Source organism: Streptomyces angustmyceticus (assembly GCF_040701845.1).
GTDB classification, from domain to species: domain Bacteria; phylum Actinomycetota; class Actinomycetes; order Streptomycetales; family Streptomycetaceae; genus Streptomyces; species Streptomyces angustmyceticus_A.
The window spans coordinates 346,608-360,297 of sequence record NZ_JBFBHQ010000004.1 but is presented as its reverse complement, the minus strand read 5'-3'; the positions used below and the strand labels follow the sequence as shown (position 1 = coordinate 360,297).

Annotated in this window: 16 protein-coding genes; 4 read left to right on the top strand and 12 right to left on the bottom strand. The window is 72.5% G+C overall.

Annotation, left to right across the window (positions count from 1 at the left end; translation table 11 throughout):
- Nucleotides 1-51 precede the first annotated feature (51 nt).
- Nucleotides 52-837 carry a DUF817 domain-containing protein gene (locus AB0411_RS12490; protein WP_366417234.1) on the top strand — a complete coding sequence of 262 codons (786 nt, stop codon included), beginning with the start codon at nt 52-54 and terminating at the stop codon, nt 835-837.
- A 6-nt stretch (nt 838-843) separates the two neighbouring features.
- Here the strand turns inward: AB0411_RS12490 and AB0411_RS12485 are convergent, their stop codons facing one another.
- The 9 genes from AB0411_RS12485 to AB0411_RS12445 all read right to left on the bottom strand — a co-directional run bounded on the left by AB0411_RS12485 (nt 844) and on the right by AB0411_RS12445 (nt 6,608).
- The gene (locus AB0411_RS12485) at nt 844-1,086 is read right to left on the bottom strand and encodes a gas vesicle protein K (RefSeq protein WP_403148307.1); all 243 of its coding nucleotides are present in this window, start codon (nt 1,084-1,086) and stop codon (nt 844-846) included.
- Between the two features lie 50 nt (nt 1,087-1,136).
- On the bottom strand, nt 1,137-1,367 hold the full coding sequence (locus AB0411_RS12480) for a gas vesicle protein (RefSeq protein ID WP_366417232.1): 231 nt from the start codon (nt 1,365-1,367) through the stop codon (nt 1,137-1,139).
- Nucleotides 1,368-1,370: 3 nt separating this feature from the next.
- Complete coding sequence (locus AB0411_RS12475; RefSeq protein ID WP_366417231.1) at nt 1,371-2,198, bottom strand: GvpL/GvpF family gas vesicle protein; 828 nt, start codon at nt 2,196-2,198, stop codon at nt 1,371-1,373.
- Nucleotides 2,195-2,560, bottom strand: coding sequence for a gas vesicle protein (locus tag AB0411_RS12470; protein ID WP_366417230.1), 366 nt, complete (start codon nt 2,558-2,560; stop codon nt 2,195-2,197). Before AB0411_RS12470 ends, AB0411_RS12475 begins: the two co-directional genes overlap by 4 nt.
- 93 nt (nt 2,561-2,653) lie before the next feature.
- Nucleotides 2,654-2,878, bottom strand: coding sequence for a gas vesicle protein GvpG (locus AB0411_RS12465; protein WP_366417229.1), 225 nt, complete (start codon nt 2,876-2,878; stop codon nt 2,654-2,656).
- Between the two features lies 1 nt (nt 2,879).
- Nucleotides 2,880-3,626, bottom strand: coding sequence for a GvpL/GvpF family gas vesicle protein (locus tag AB0411_RS12460; protein ID WP_366417228.1), 747 nt, complete (start codon nt 3,624-3,626; stop codon nt 2,880-2,882).
- 3 nt (nt 3,627-3,629) lie between these two features.
- Nucleotides 3,630-4,103 carry a gas vesicle structural protein GvpA gene (locus AB0411_RS12455; protein WP_366417227.1) on the bottom strand — a complete coding sequence of 158 codons (474 nt, stop codon included), beginning with the start codon at nt 4,101-4,103 and terminating at the stop codon, nt 3,630-3,632.
- Nucleotides 4,104-4,135: 32 nt separating this feature from the next.
- Entirely contained in the window at nt 4,136-4,456 is a 321-nt protein-coding gene (locus AB0411_RS12450) for a gas vesicle protein (RefSeq protein WP_366417226.1), read from the bottom strand.
- A gap of 220 nt (nt 4,457-4,676) precedes the next feature.
- A complete protein-coding gene (locus tag AB0411_RS12445) occupies nt 4,677-6,608 on the bottom strand; it encodes a trypsin-like serine peptidase (protein ID WP_366417225.1) in 1,932 nt (643 codons plus the stop codon).
- Between the two features lie 703 nt (nt 6,609-7,311).
- Between AB0411_RS12445 and AB0411_RS12440 the strand changes: the two genes are divergently transcribed.
- Both AB0411_RS12440 and AB0411_RS12435 read left to right on the top strand, forming a co-directional pair.
- Nucleotides 7,312-8,571 (top strand): PP2C family protein-serine/threonine phosphatase, encoded by a 1,260-nt coding sequence (locus AB0411_RS12440; RefSeq protein ID WP_366417224.1) that lies wholly within the window; start codon nt 7,312-7,314, stop codon nt 8,569-8,571.
- A gap of 416 nt (nt 8,572-8,987) precedes the next feature.
- Nucleotides 8,988-9,452, top strand: coding sequence for a hypothetical protein (locus tag AB0411_RS12435; RefSeq protein WP_366417223.1), 465 nt, complete (start codon nt 8,988-8,990; stop codon nt 9,450-9,452).
- 138 nt (nt 9,453-9,590) lie between these two features.
- Here the strand turns inward: AB0411_RS12435 and AB0411_RS12430 are convergent, their stop codons facing one another.
- Nucleotides 9,591-10,022, bottom strand: coding sequence for an SRPBCC family protein (locus tag AB0411_RS12430; protein WP_366417222.1), 432 nt, complete (start codon nt 10,020-10,022; stop codon nt 9,591-9,593).
- 147 nt (nt 10,023-10,169) lie between these two features.
- Here AB0411_RS12430 and AB0411_RS12425 point away from each other — a divergent pair, with 147 nt between their 5' ends.
- Nucleotides 10,170-11,543: a hypothetical protein gene (locus AB0411_RS12425; RefSeq protein WP_366417221.1), complete on the top strand. Its 1,374-nt coding sequence runs from the start codon at nt 10,170-10,172 to the stop codon at nt 11,541-11,543.
- Nucleotides 11,544-11,622: 79 nt separating this feature from the next.
- Here the strand turns inward: AB0411_RS12425 and AB0411_RS12420 are convergent, their stop codons facing one another.
- Together AB0411_RS12420 and AB0411_RS12415 are read right to left on the bottom strand one after the other, a co-directional pair.
- Nucleotides 11,623-12,231: a hypothetical protein gene (locus tag AB0411_RS12420; protein WP_366417220.1), complete on the bottom strand. Its 609-nt coding sequence runs from the start codon at nt 12,229-12,231 to the stop codon at nt 11,623-11,625.
- Nucleotides 12,228-13,565 (bottom strand): molybdopterin-dependent oxidoreductase, encoded by a 1,338-nt coding sequence (locus AB0411_RS12415; protein ID WP_366417219.1) that lies wholly within the window; start codon nt 13,563-13,565, stop codon nt 12,228-12,230. Before AB0411_RS12415 ends, AB0411_RS12420 begins: the two co-directional genes overlap by 4 nt.
- Between the last annotated feature and the right edge of the window lie 125 nt (nt 13,566-13,690).

The window sequence follows — 13,690 nt, the reverse complement described above, 5'->3', positions numbered from 1 at the left end:
GGTCATGGAGCCGCGGCAACCGGTGCGCGGGTCCCCTGCGTCGATCCAGACATGTCCACCGTGAGCACCCTTCTGCGGCAGGCCCTCCTCTTCGCCTGGCTCGAGACGCGCTGCTGCGCCTTCGCCGTCGCCCTGCTGTCGGGCGTGGCCGTGTCCCGGGCACTGCCGCAGCTGCCCATCGCCCGGTACGACCTGCTGGTCGTCTACGGGGTGCTGCTGACCGTGGTGTTCCTGGCCTGCCGCTGGGAGAGCGGGCGGGACCTCGCGGTCATCGCGGTGTGCCATGTGATCGGGCTGGCCTTTGAGGTGGTGAAGGTCGCCCTGGGGTCCTGGAGCTATCCGGAGCCGGCCGTGCTGAAGTTCGCCGGCGTACCTCTCTACGGCGGCTTCCTCTACGCCGCGGTGGGCAGCTATGTGTGCCGCGCCTGGCAGGTGATGGACCTGGAGCTGAGCCGCTACCGCGCCGGAGCGACCTCGGTGGTGGCCGCGGCGGTCTACGCGAACTTCTTCAGCCACCACTGGCTCCCGGACCTGCGCTGGCCCCTCGCCGTCGCGCTGCTCGCGGCCACGGCCGGGACACAGGTGAGGTTCACCGTCGGGCATACCCGCCACCGCATGCCGCTGGCGCTCGGCTTCGCCCTGATCGGCTTCTTCCTGTGGCTGGCGGAGAACATCGCCACCTACCTGGGCGCCTGGCGCTACCCCGACCAGGTGCACGGCTGGCAGCCCGTCGCCGTGGAGAAGATCGGAGCCTGGGCGCTCCTGATCAGCGTGACCTTCGTCCTGGTCGCCTGGGCCAAGGGCAAGCACGCCCGGAGCGAGCGGGCCGCCCGCTGAGGCCCCTCAGGAGCGCGGCAGGAGCGACCCCAGCGGCCCGAGGTCGAGGTTGAGGTCGTCGAGCTGGAGGCCGTGCTGATCGCACAGCTCGGTCATCCGGTCCTCCAGGTGCATCAGCGTCTCCCCGATCTGCTCGACCTGCCCGTCGCTCAGGTCGCCCTGCTCCACCCGCCGGATCGCCTGCCGTTCCATCAGCTGCCGCAGGAGTTCCACCACGGTGAGCACCAACGCGACCAGGTCGCGGCCCATGTGGTCCCGGTCGACGTCGAATCTGCCCTCGCGCGGGCCGGTGCGCTCCGTCACAGCGGGCCCGAGTCCGACCACGGCGCCGGCACCCGCTCACTGACCGACGACAGCAGCGCGTGCAGGGAGAGCCGCACCAGCGGCACATCCGCGATGGCGATGACCAGGTCGCCGCTGATGACGACGCCGGTGGCCAGGACACGGTCGAGCAGGTCGACCAACGGGACGCCGATGGGTCCGGTGAGCGGCCCCGGCGTCTCCCAGGGGACGGGCTGCACGGTGGACACGGCTCACACCTCCCCGGCGAAGGAGTACGGAACCCAGGGGCCGGAGACCTCCACCTCGGCCCCGGTGCGCTGCCGCAGGCCCTCCACGGCGTCGAGCAGCCCCTGCACGCGTTCGGTCCGCATCAGGTAGGTGGCGTTGAGGATCTGCAGCCGGTGCGTCTCCCCCGTCATCTCCGGGCTGTGCGGGCGGAGCCGGCGGGTCGCGGTGGCCAGGCGGGTCAGGGCGGCATCGACGTCCTCGGCGGTCCGCAGCGCCCGGTCATGGTGCTGCTCGCGCGCCCGGTGCAGGCCGCGCTTGCGTTCCAGGTAGGCGCGGCCCGCTCCCCCACCCGCACTGCCGCCGCCCGTGCTGCCGCCGCCCGGGTGAGGCGCAGCGGAGGCGGGCGCGGAGGGCGGGCGGGCCGTGGCGGGGACGTAGACCTTCACGCCCCATTCGGCGTGGTTCTCGAGGCGGTCCAGGACCACGGTGAAGCGGTCCGCGTCCGCGCCCAGAGCCTCTCGCGCGCGCTCGTCCCCGCGGTAGAGGGTGGCCAGCGCCAGCGGCACGGTCGGACCGCAGGCGGCGGCCGCGGTCACCACCTCGTGGTGGGCGCGTGCGCAGTGCTCCAGCGCGGCCCGGTCCGACAGCCGCCGTTGCCAGGCGTCCTCGGTGAACTCGGCGGCGGGCACGTGCTGGACGACGGCCGTCAGGGGCCCGCAGCGCAGACCGCGCACGGGGCAGCCCTCGGCGAGGCCGGCGAGGCCCGTGAGGACGGCCGGGTCGAGCCGCCGGCACACGGCGAAGACATAGGTCGAGGTGGCGCCCTCCGGGGCGCCCGGCTGCTCCGTCATGTCCCGGCCCCCGCGGTGTCCTTCGCGCGGGCGGAGGGCGCGTCACCGTTCTCGGCGGACTCCAGCGCCTCCACCCGCTCGCGCAGCCGGCGGTTCTCGTCCCGCAGCTCGTCGCGGGCCGCCGTGGAGCTGAGCGCGGGGTCGGTCTCCCACCAGTCGATGCCGGCCTTCCTGGCCGTCTCCACCGACGCGACGAACAACCGCAGCCTGATGGTGAGGAGTTCGATGTCGAGGAGATCGATCTTGATGTCGCCGGCGATGACGATCCCCTTGTCGAGGACCCGTTCGAGGATGTCGGCGAGGTTCGAGGTGGTCGGTCCGTGGGCGGGAGGAGCGTCCCGTCGTGTGTCGATGTCGGTCACCTGTCACTCCTTCCTCTGCGGGCCGGGCAGCGGCGGCGGGCCGGACTCCGGTGCGTCCGCCGACCGGCGCGCGGCGCCCGGCTCCGGCGGTCCTCAGCGCTCGTACAACAGGTCGAGCAGCTGCTCCTCTTCACGTTCGAAGGCCTCTTGGCCGAGGTGACCGGATTCGAATTCATGGTTCAGCGCGGCGAGCCGGGCGCGGATCACGGACGGATCGTGCAGCTCGCGGTCGGCTGCCTGGGCGAGTTGGTCGGCCACCCAGACCACACCGCGTACGGGGGCGAGCGGCAGGGTGAGCACGCCGCTGATCAGCCCCATCTCATCCTCCGGCCCGGCCCGCGAGCGCACGCGGTTCGAGGAAGCTGTAGCAGGGCAGCGGGCCCGCCACCCGCAGGACGACGCGGTCGCGGTGCTGCCGGGCGAGTCGCTCCGCCTCCGCCGTGAAGTCGGCGCTGTCGCCCCGGTCCACCAGGAACGACGTGTTGACCTGGCACCCGGACACCTCAGGACCGGCGGCGACCGCATGCGCCCTGGGCGTCAGCGCCCGCACGATCTCGCGGCCCGCTTCGGCGGCCCGGCGCGACAGCGCGGTGGCCACGGCCTCCCCGAGGCGCAGATTCGCCTCGTACCCGGGCCGCCGGCGCACCGTCTCGCGCAGGCCGCGGATGGTCGCGTCCCCTTGGACGAGCGCGGCCAGCGAGTCGTCGGCCGGCAGCGCCTTGACGTTGATCTCGACCCGTCCCGCGAGGTCCGTGAGAGCGGCCACATGGCGCTCCGCGGCGTCCGAGAGCTGCCGGCGGACCACCGTCTCGTCCGCGGCGACCATCCCGAACCGCATGGGCAGGACCGGACCGGCGCCGGCCAGGGCCAGCAGCAGCTCCTGGTGCGCCAGGAGGTCACGGCGCCGGGCGCGCAGCTGCGGCGGCGCCGGGCTCACGACCGCGGCGACCCGCCCCTCGTCGAGGCGCTCGACCGCCCCCGGGGGATCCCCCACGCCACCCAGGCCGGAGGGCAACGGGTGGTCGGCCCGGACGATGGCATAGACGTAGATGCCGTCTTCCGTCACTGGTCACTCCTCCTCTGCGCGCCGCCGGCGGGATGCGGCTCCGGACCGGCCGGAACTGCTGCGCCGCCGCCGCTGCGGCTGCGCCTCCTCCTCGGAGTCGTCGTCCGAGTCGTCGCCCCCGCCCACCACCGAGCGGACGGTATCGCCGATGGAGGAGGCGGCCTTCTTCGCCTTGTGCTTGCCGACGCTCTTGACGGCCTGGCCGCCGAAGAGCTCGGGGACCGTGACGCTGCCCGAATCGTGCTCCAGATCCAGCCGGTTGCACGCTTCCGCGAAGCGCAGGTACGTGTCGACGCTGGCCACCACGATGCGGGCATCGATCTTGAGGATCTCGATCCCGACCAGGGACACCCGTATGAACACATCGATGACCATCCCCCGGTCCAGGATGAGTTCCATCACGTCGTACAGCGTTCCCGCCCTGGGCGGGCAGGGGATGACCTCGCCGGACAGTCCCGAATAGGTGGTCGTGGGCATCTGCGGTGCCTTTCAGCTGGTCAGCGGGGCGTTCACTGGTCGGCCGCACCTCGTCGGTAGCGGTGGGTCCGGTAGTACTCGAGCAGCTCGCCGTCCTCGTCGAGCTTCACCTCGTAGGTCGCGAGCAGGCTCGTGGTGTCCGGGATCCGCGCCAGTTCCAGCACATCCACCTCGACGCACCAGCCGTCGTCGGTCCGCCGTACCGCGGAAACACCTTCCACGCGCTGGCTGATCAGGCTCTGCAGCAGCTCAGCGCCCTGGCGGGCCACCGCCCCGGGATCGTTGCCCGTCGTCTTGCTGTGTTTCCGGGCAGCCGCGGACGACCGGACCCGCGTTCGGGATTGTTCTGCCATACGTCAAGTCTCATCGCGTTCCCGGCCGGTGCATCTTCAGCGGGACCAAATGATGCGGTCCGGCGGCCGGCGGCGCGGTACGCGGGCGGCACCGGCGTCGCGGTGCCGCCCGGATCCGCGCAGCGGGCGGGCCGCCCGTGGGACCGGCGCGCCACAGCACGATGCCTTCCGGTTCCGCGGACGGAACCGGAAGGCATCGGTGGACGGGTGTCGTACGGACTCAGCTGATCTGCGGGGGAACGAGGACCCGTTCGCGGGCCAGGGAGGTGGAGGTGGTCTCGCCGTACAGGACCACCTTTCCGCCGGGCCAGCGGGCGATCAGGTCGTCCTGGCGCGTGCCGCCGCCGAAGGCGCCGACGGTGAGGAGGCTGCTGTTGCGCCACACGGACTTCGCGGGCCGGAGCCGGCGTTCCGCGCCGAGCCCCTTGGCGGCGGTGTCCTCGTAGACGGTGACCTCGCCGTCGGACCACGCGACGATCAGGTCCTGGTCGCCGGTGGTGCCGCGGAAGTCGCCGGCGGCGATGTCCCGGGCGTGCGGCCAGGTCGTGTTGCGCTTGGCGAGCCGCTTCTGCGCGTGCAGGCCCTTGCCGTCGACGTTGGTGTAGAGGGTCACCTCACCGTCGGACCAGCGCACCACGAGGTCGTCGCGCCGGGTGTTGCCGCCGCCGAAGCGTCCCGCGGTGAGGTTGTAGGCGTGCGTCCAGGTGTCGTTGGCGCCCTTGAGCTGGACCTCGTTGCTGAGCTTGTTGGTCTCGTTGACGTCCACGAACAGGCTCAGCCTGCCGTTGTCCCAGCGGACGAGGAGGTCGTCGGTGTTGTTGCCGGTGAATTCGCCCGCGGTGACCTTCGCCTGCTTCCAGTCCGTGTTCTTCTTTCGGAGCTGGATGTCCTTGCCGAAGCCGTACCCGCGGTTGCCGGGGTAGAGGGATACCTCCCCGTCGGACCAGCGCGCGATCAGGTCGCTGGTGCCGTTGCGCACCGAGTCGCTGTGGAACCTGCCGGTGGCCAGGGCCGTGGCGTGCTGCCAGGTGCCGGCACCGCCGAGGGGGTTGACGGTGTCCGGCGCCGCGTCGGCGACCGCCTGGTCGTAGAGGCGGAAGACGTCGTTGTCGAACTGCGAGGAGTAGGAGATGTCGTCGCTGGGCCCGCCGGTCTTGTAGCCGCCTATGGCGCCGACGAGGTTGCCGCGGCGGCCGTCGAAGCCCTCCAGGAACGGACCGCCGCTGACGCCGGAGCGATAGCCGGCGCAGTTGATCTCCATGAACCGGCCCTGGAAGGCCTTGGTGTCGTTCCTGCACTGCAACGGCGTCTTCTGGCCACCGGGGTAGCCGATGAGCGTGACGTCACGGCGGGCCAGTTTCGTGGCGGGGACGGAGGTGAGGGTGTTGCCGCGGCCGACGGCGTCCTCCAGCAACTGCCCCTGCGAGTTGGCCCCGACGCGCAGAACGGCGAAGTCCACGTCGTCGCTGGGCGACGAGGACAGGTACCGGCTGTCGATCCAGACCTTGCCCTGCTCCATCGGGAAGATGCCGTACGGGGTCTCCCCGCTCTGCCCGGCCTGGGAGGCCCCCGCGCGGTAGCCGGGAACGAACGCGACGTTGCGGTAGGGCTTGTCGCTCTTGAGGCAGTGCGCCGCCGTGAGGACCAGGCTCTTGGTCGGCGAGGTCACGGCGCTGGCGCTGCAGAACTGGTTGGGCGTGGGCGTTCCGTCGTCGTTGCGGATCAGGAACACCCCGACGGTGGCGACTCCGGCGCTCGCCTGATGACTGGGCTCGGACAGCGAGCGGTTGCCCGCCGCGCCGGCGCCCAGCCGCAGGCCCGCGAGCCCTGCGCCGTCGCGCACCGCGTCGACGGGGACGGCGGAGCGGATGCGCTCGGGTGTCCAGTAGCGCTCCGCTTCCTGCGCCTTGCGGATCTCTTCCGGCGTCACGCCCGGGGAGCGCTTCGCCGTACCGCCCGGTGCGGGAGTCGCCGGGGCGGGGGTGGGGTCCGGTGCCGGTCGGTCGCCCGTCAGCGGCCGGGAGGGACCGTGGGAGGTGACCGTGTGCGGTGCCGCCGGCGTCGGCTGCCCAGCGGCGGCAACGGGGACGGCGAGGACGATCGAGGCGCAGGCGCCGATGGCGGCGGCGCGCCCCCAGGGTATTCGTTTCATGAGCCTGTCTGTGGAAGAAGTGACATCGATACGGGCGTCGGCCGGCGGCCTCCCGGAGGCGAACGGACATGCCTCGTACGGGAGTTGACGTGCCACGGCGAGGTGTGCCGGCGGGTGCGCCGCGGGGCCGGGGAGCTGGAAGAGCTATCCGCCGGAGAGCCGATGGGGGCCGGTCAGTGCCGCGAGACGCGGAGCTTCACCCGAGCGGCAGCGGCCGGAGCACGGAAGGCGACGCGTCCCTGCCGGATGCCGGCCCGCAGGCCGCGGTCCGATTCCAGGAGTGCGTACACGTAACCGACTGCGGGAGCGCGAGGTCACCGGGGTCCTTCCGGGCAGGGCGACGGCGAACCGCGATCCCCCCATGAACGTCATGACGGCGTAAGAGCTGGAGGAAGGTATCACGAAACCGCAGGCAAAAACGGACAGCTCTCGATTGCGAGGAATCACGGCGAAGTCGCGGAGGACGACGGGGACTTCCCGTACGTCCCGGGCGGCCGCGTCACCGAGCACAAGGCCGTTCGGGTGAGGCGCGTGGCCGGGAGCGGAAACCGGCCACCGACGCCCGGCAGCCCCCGGGGCCCGCCCGCGCGCGCTGCCGGGCGGGCGTCGGCTGCGGGCCCTCCTACCGTGCCGCGGTCTCCCGGCGGGCGCGGGCGCCGGGTGGCTCATAGATTGGCCGGGTGGGGCCGTGAGCGGCAGGAGGATGGGCAGGGAACCCGTGAGGAGACCGGAGCTCGATCATGCGGCACTGTTCGCCGCGACACCGAGCGCTTGCCTGGTCCTGGACCCGGACCTGGTGATCGTCGACGTCAACCAGGCGTATCTGCAGGCCACCGGGCGGACCCGGGACGATCTGCTCGGGCAGTTCGTCTTCGACGCCTTCCCCGACAACCCCGCCGATCCCGATGCCGAAGGGGTGCAGAACCTGCACCCCTCACTGAACCGGGTGCTGGCCACCGGAGAGCCGGACACGATGGCGGTGCAGCGGTACGACATCCCCGTTGCCGACGAGCCGGGCCTGTTCGAGGAGCGCTGGTGGTCCACCATCAACACCCCCGTCACCGGGCCGGACGGCACCGTGGCATGGATCATCCACCGGGTGGAGGACGTGACGGCGTTCGTGCACTCCCGCCGGTCCCGGCAGTTGCCCGGCGGCCGGTTGAGCGAGCGCGAGGAGGCGATGGAGGCCGAGCTGTACGTCCGTGCGCGGGCGCTGCAGCACCTCAACGAGGAGCTCCGCCGGGCCCACGCCCGCGAACGGCAGGTCGCCCTCACCCTCCAGGAGGCCATGCTGCACTCCCCCGACCTGGCCCGGCACGGGAACATCGCGGTGCGCTACCTCCCCGCCATCGGCTCGCTGAACATCTGCGGCGACTGGTACGACGTCGTCGACCTCCCCGGGGAGACCTTCGCCGTCGCGGTCGGCGATGTCGTCGGCCACGGGCTGGAGGCCGCCGCGGTCATGGGAATGCTCCGCAGTGCCCTGAGCGCCGCCGCCCGTTCGGTCGAGGGCCCCGCCCAGGCGCTGAAGGTGCTGGGCCTGTACGCCCGCTCCGTCGACAAGGCCCTGGCCACCACCGTCGTGCAGGCGCTGATCGACACCGGCCGCCGCGAGGTCACCTACAGCAGCGCCGGTCACCCGCCCCCCGTCCTGCTGCACGCCGACGGGGCCCACACGCTCCTGGACCAGGCCACCGACCCGCCCCTGGGCGCCCACCACGAACCTGAGCCCCGTCCCGAGGTCCGCCTCCCGTACTCGCCCGGCGACACCCTCGTCCTCTACTCCGACGGGCTCATCGAACGCCGCGACGAGGACATCGACGCCAGCCTCGCCCGCCTCACCGACGCCCTCTCCCGCTACAGCCGGTTCAGCCCCGAACGCCTCGCGGACGCCCTGCTCAACCGCCTCGGCGTGAGCGCCGGCGCCCGCGACGACATCGCCCTCGTCATCGTCCGCCTGTAGCCCTGGAAGGCGTGGGTCCGCTCCTGCGCACCATCGCCAACGCCGCCTCCGCCGCCCGCTCCGCACGACCTTTCGGCGCAGCACAGGTCGCGCGGGCGCGCCTCCTCGGCCCCGTCGGCGCTCTCCTCGCCCCGGCAGCCCTCCCGCCTCCGCCATCGTGCGCTCCCCCCCGTCGGGACGTCCCGCACCGTAAACCGGACTCTCTCCCGTACCGCAAACGGAGCAGCGGATGCAGCCACGAGGCGCGTCGCGCAGGATGGAAGTTGAGAAGATCCAGATCCTCGACCTGCTCGGGACGACCGATGACAGAGAATCCAGGACTTCACCGTGCGAACGACCGTCGGGCGGCGCCCTCGGGACATGCCCCGCCGGGCACCCCGCACCGCAGGTCCCTCGCGACCACCGTGAGGGCGTCCGTGGCCGTGATGCTGGGCCTTGCCGTGGTCCTCATCGGCATCGGCGCGTTCACCGGCATCGCCCAGGCGAACAGCGCCTCTTCCGGCGCGACCGCGACGCCCGCCCGGCCATGGACAGCTCCATGGGCAGCGCCCTCGGCCGCCCACCGCACCGTCGCCGGGCAGCAGCCCGCGCCGGACCCCGCCACCGTGGTGCAGACGTACTTCAGGGCCGTCAACGACCGTGACTTCGTGAGCGCTTGGGCTCTCGGCGGCAGACAGCACATCGCGGGGCAGTCGTACGACGCCTTCGTCCGGACCTTCAACACCGTGTCGAAGTACGACGTCACGATCGAATCGGTGCAGGGCAACAAGGTCACGGTCCGGCTGGACGCCGCGCTGACCGATGAGACCCATCGCCACTACACCGGCACGTACACGGTCGGGGACGGCGTGATCGTCGCCGCCGACATCCGTCCGGTGTGACGGCTGTCCGCAGTCTGCTCACGGGCGACTGCTCACGGGCGGCAAGGCAGGACGAGGCCGGGCCGGACGGGACCTGACGGCTCCGGTCCGGCTCGGCCCGGTCTTGTCGCCCGTTGCCGGATCACATCCCCACGCGGTTCAGCTCTCCTGTTCCACCAGCTGCTTCAAGCGCTGAAGGTCGCTCCGCAGGCCCCGTTCGATCGCCGCGGCCTGGGCGAACCCCCGGGGTCCGCCGAATGCCTCTTTGACGGCGCCGGGGTCGTACTCGAAGCGGGCCTGGACCCGGGTGTGCTCGCGGTCGATGGGCAGCAGGGAGAAGGTGCCCGCCAGGTCGGGGCCGCTGGTGGTCTGCCAGGTCATGACGTTCTCCATGCTGCGGTCGGTGATCTCGACGTCCACGCCCTGCGTCCGGCCGCCGGCGTCGAGGTCCAGATGCGTCCGGTGCTCGCCCTGCGAGCGGGCCCCGCGCACGCCGTCCAGGAAGCGCGGATAGGCCTCCGGCCGGTGGAGGCAGTCCCAGGCCGTATCGATGGGAGCGCCGACGTCTATGTGTTCTTCGAGAGTGCTCATCGGGCACCTCACAGCTCGGTTCACGGCTACACGGTTACTTCTCCAGCTTCCTCCGGGCGGGAGGCGGAAGCGACCCGGCTCCGGCACGTCCGGCGTGGCCCGGTGTCGCCCCGGGGCGGTCGGGCCGGGCTGACCTACGGTGGCCGGGTGACAGCAAGTGCACACACGCGCGCATGCCGTCGTGACCTGTGGGCGGTGGCGGGTGCGGTGGCGTTGTTCGTGCTGGCGGCCGTCGTGGGGCAGATCGTCAACCGGACGGTCTACGGCTCCGAGGGGATTCTGCGGCTGGGCCGGCCCCCGTTGTACGCGTGGTGGCTGCCGCATGCCGGTCCCGGCACTCCGGCGGCGGTGGCGGTCGCCGCGCTGGTGGTGGTCTACGGGCCGTCGACCGCGCGACGCGTGGCGTGGCGGGCGCTGGTGCCGGCGGTGTGGGCGGCGGCGATGGCCTGGACGTGGTCGCTCGCGCTCGTCGACGGGTGGGGCCGTGGCGTCGCCGGGCGGCTGACCACCAGCCTGGAGTATCTGCGGTCCGTCGACGACGTACACGACGTGGGCGCCTTTCTGCGTGACTTCACCCAGCACATCCTGGTCGGCTCGCCCGCCATCTGGCCGGCGCATGTGGCCGGTCATCCGCCCGGCGCCCTGCTGACGTTCGTCGGCCTGGACCGGATCGGACTGGGCGGCGGTGCCTGGGCCGCCGTCTGGTGCCTCACCGTCGGGACCTCCCTCACCGCGGCCGTCATGGTCACCGTCCGTGCGTGTTGCGGCGAGGAACTGGCCCGCCGGGCCGCCCCGTTCCTGGTGCTGGCCCCCGCGGCGGTATGGATCGGGGTCAGCGCCGACGGCTACTTCGCCGGCGTGGCCGCCTGGGCCCTCGCCCTGCTGACCCTGGCCGCGACGCGGCGTACGCGGGTGCCGCGCCTGGCCGCGCTGGGCGCGGGGCTGCTGCTCGGCTGGACCTGGTACCTCTCCTACGGCCTGACCCTCCTCGTCGTCCCCGCGGCCGCGGTGCTGCTGCTCGCGCGCTCGGCCCGTCCGTTGCCGTATGTCCTGCTGGGCGTGCTGGTGTGGGTGGCGGCGTTCACCTCGGCCGGATTCTGGTGGCTGGAGGGCTATACGACGCTCGTCGAGCGCTACTACCAGGGCGCCGCGAAGGTGCGCCCGTACGGCTACTTCGTCTGGGCCAACCTGGCGGCCCAGGTGGTGACCGTGGGCCCGGCCACCGTCGCCGGGCTGCGCCGCGCCGCGGGTCCGCTGTGGACGGCGGTACGCGGCATGCGGCACGAGCCGCCGACCGGACGGGGCGCCCTGGCGGTTCTGGTCGCGGCCGGGGTCTGCATGCTGCTGCTCGCGGATGTGTCCGGGATGAGCAAGGCGGAGACCGAACGGATCTGGCTGCCCTTCGCGGTGTGGACCCTGCCCGCAGCTGCGCTGCTCCCCCGCCGCTTCCATACCTGGTGGCTGGCCGCGCAGGGGCTCCTCGCGCTGCTGGTCAACCATCTGCTGCTGACCGGTTGGTGACCGACGCGGGTGGCCGCGGCGCACGGTGTCGGGCTCGGGCTCGGGCTGTCCGGCCGGTGCACGCCGGGCTCCTACGGGCCTACTCCTTCGGCTCCGGGGGCGCCGCCGGAGACGGGGGCGGATGCCCGGCCGGCGGAGGCGCGGCCGGCGGCGACGGCGGAGCGGGAGGCGCGGCCGGAGGCGGCGACGGCGGCGGGAGCCCTTCCGGGCGTCCACCGGCCGTACGCCCGTGCCGCCACAGCGCCACCAGCAGGCAGACCGCCGAGGCCGCGAAGAGCGTGGCGGTGATCAGTAGCCAGCGGCCCCAGAACACACCGGAGGGCAGGGCCGTGTACAGCGTGAATTCCGGGACGCGGCGCAGGATCAGCGGGTACCACACCAAGAGCAGCAGCAGCGCGACGAAGGCGGGCACCCGGAGGTAGTTGATCCCGCCCGCCACCACCGGCCCGGGGTCCTCCCCGTCCCGCCGCCGGTGCCGGAGGAGGCGCTGCACCAGGCGGTCGGTGACGGTGTAGAGCGGCAGGAACACCAGGTCGTGCAGGAGGGCCGCGCCGACGAACCAGACGATGACGCCGATGGTGTCCCCCTGGAGCAGGCGCACACCCGCGTACAGCGTCACAGCGAAGGAGCACACGACCAGCAGGAGGTGGAGCGGCGACGCCCCGTAGCGTGCGCGGAAGCCCGTCACACGGTGCCCCCGAAGGTGAGTCGGGTGACCCATTTCGTGTTGTGCACACCGGGGTTGGCCGGAACGATGATGCGCGCCGGGTACCCGTGGTCCGGGGAGAGATCGGCGCCGTTGACCCGGAGGGCCAGCAGCGATCTGGTGTCGCGTACTTGGTTGCCGCGCAGATGCGTCGAGCGGAAGGCCCCGGTGCGCTGCACGGACTCGACGAAGACGCCCGGTGGGAGGTGCCGCAGTCCGACCAGGGCGGCGAGGTCCGCCAGCCGGACCCCGCTCCAGTGCTGGTCGTCGGTGGACCAGCCCTCGACGCAGGCGATGGGCAGGGCGGCGGTGTGCTGGGGCAGGGCGAGGAGCTGTGCGCGGGTGCAGCTCCGCTCCCGGCCGTTGCCCCGTACGACCAGCCGCCAGCCGGGGCCGATGTCGCGGGCCCGGATGCCCACGCTCGCCGCGGTCTTGTTGATCTGGAAGCCGTTGGGCCCCTGCCCGGGGTCCTGGCCGCGCGGGGCCAGCAGCGCGGTGCCGCGGAGCGAGCCGCCGATGCTCTGCCCCGCCGTGACGAGGAGCAGGCCCAGGGACCCCGCCCCCACCAGGCCGAGAGCGCCGCGCCGCGAGGTGGTGGCAGGCGCGGGGTGCGGGGTCACCAGCCCGGTGTCGTCGGCCGGTTCGCTCTCCGTACGGGCGGCCGGGGTGCGCAGCTCGGTGCGCAGCCGGCGACTGCGCAGGGCCCTTGCCATCACGGGGATGCGGAACGCGACATGGACGACGAAGGCGGCGATGAACACCCAGGCCCCGTAGAAGTGCAGGGTGTAGAAGGAGCCGGGGAAGAGGTAGTGCAGTTGGATGTTCAGCACGCCGGTGACGAACTCGAACAGCGCCCCGCCCACCAGGAGCAGCAGCGAAAGCCGTTCCAGCGCATGGCTCGGCGAGCGCAGCGGCGGCCAGGAGAAGAGCTTCGGGATGACCGACCACAGCTTCGCCAGCAGGACGGGGATCAGCACCACACCGAGCGTGACGTGGATGCCCTGGGTCAGGCGGTAGAGCCAGTACGGACTGGTCGGCCAGGAGAACAGGTAGAAGCCCAGCCAGCCCTTGCCGGGTGTCTGGTCGTTGCCCGGTGCCAGATCGGGGTTGTAGGCGGCGTAGGACAGCAGTCCGGTCACGAACAGCACGGGGAGGCCGACGAGCAGGACCAGCCCGAACACCGAGGTCAGCCACGGCCCCCGCAGGGGGCTGCGCCAGAACGCGGGGCGCGCCGGGCCGGGCGGTGGACCGGCCGGCGGACGGGGGCGGCCGCGGGCGGGGCGGTGCGGCCCGTCGTCGTGGTCGCTCGGCTCCATGGCATCCCTTCGCCGAATCCGGGGTCCGGGGCGGCTTGACCCGGCGGTACAGGGACACGATATGCGGCAAAGCACGTATACAGCACGAAATCTGACCTCCTGTCGGCTGCCGGGCCGCCCCCGCC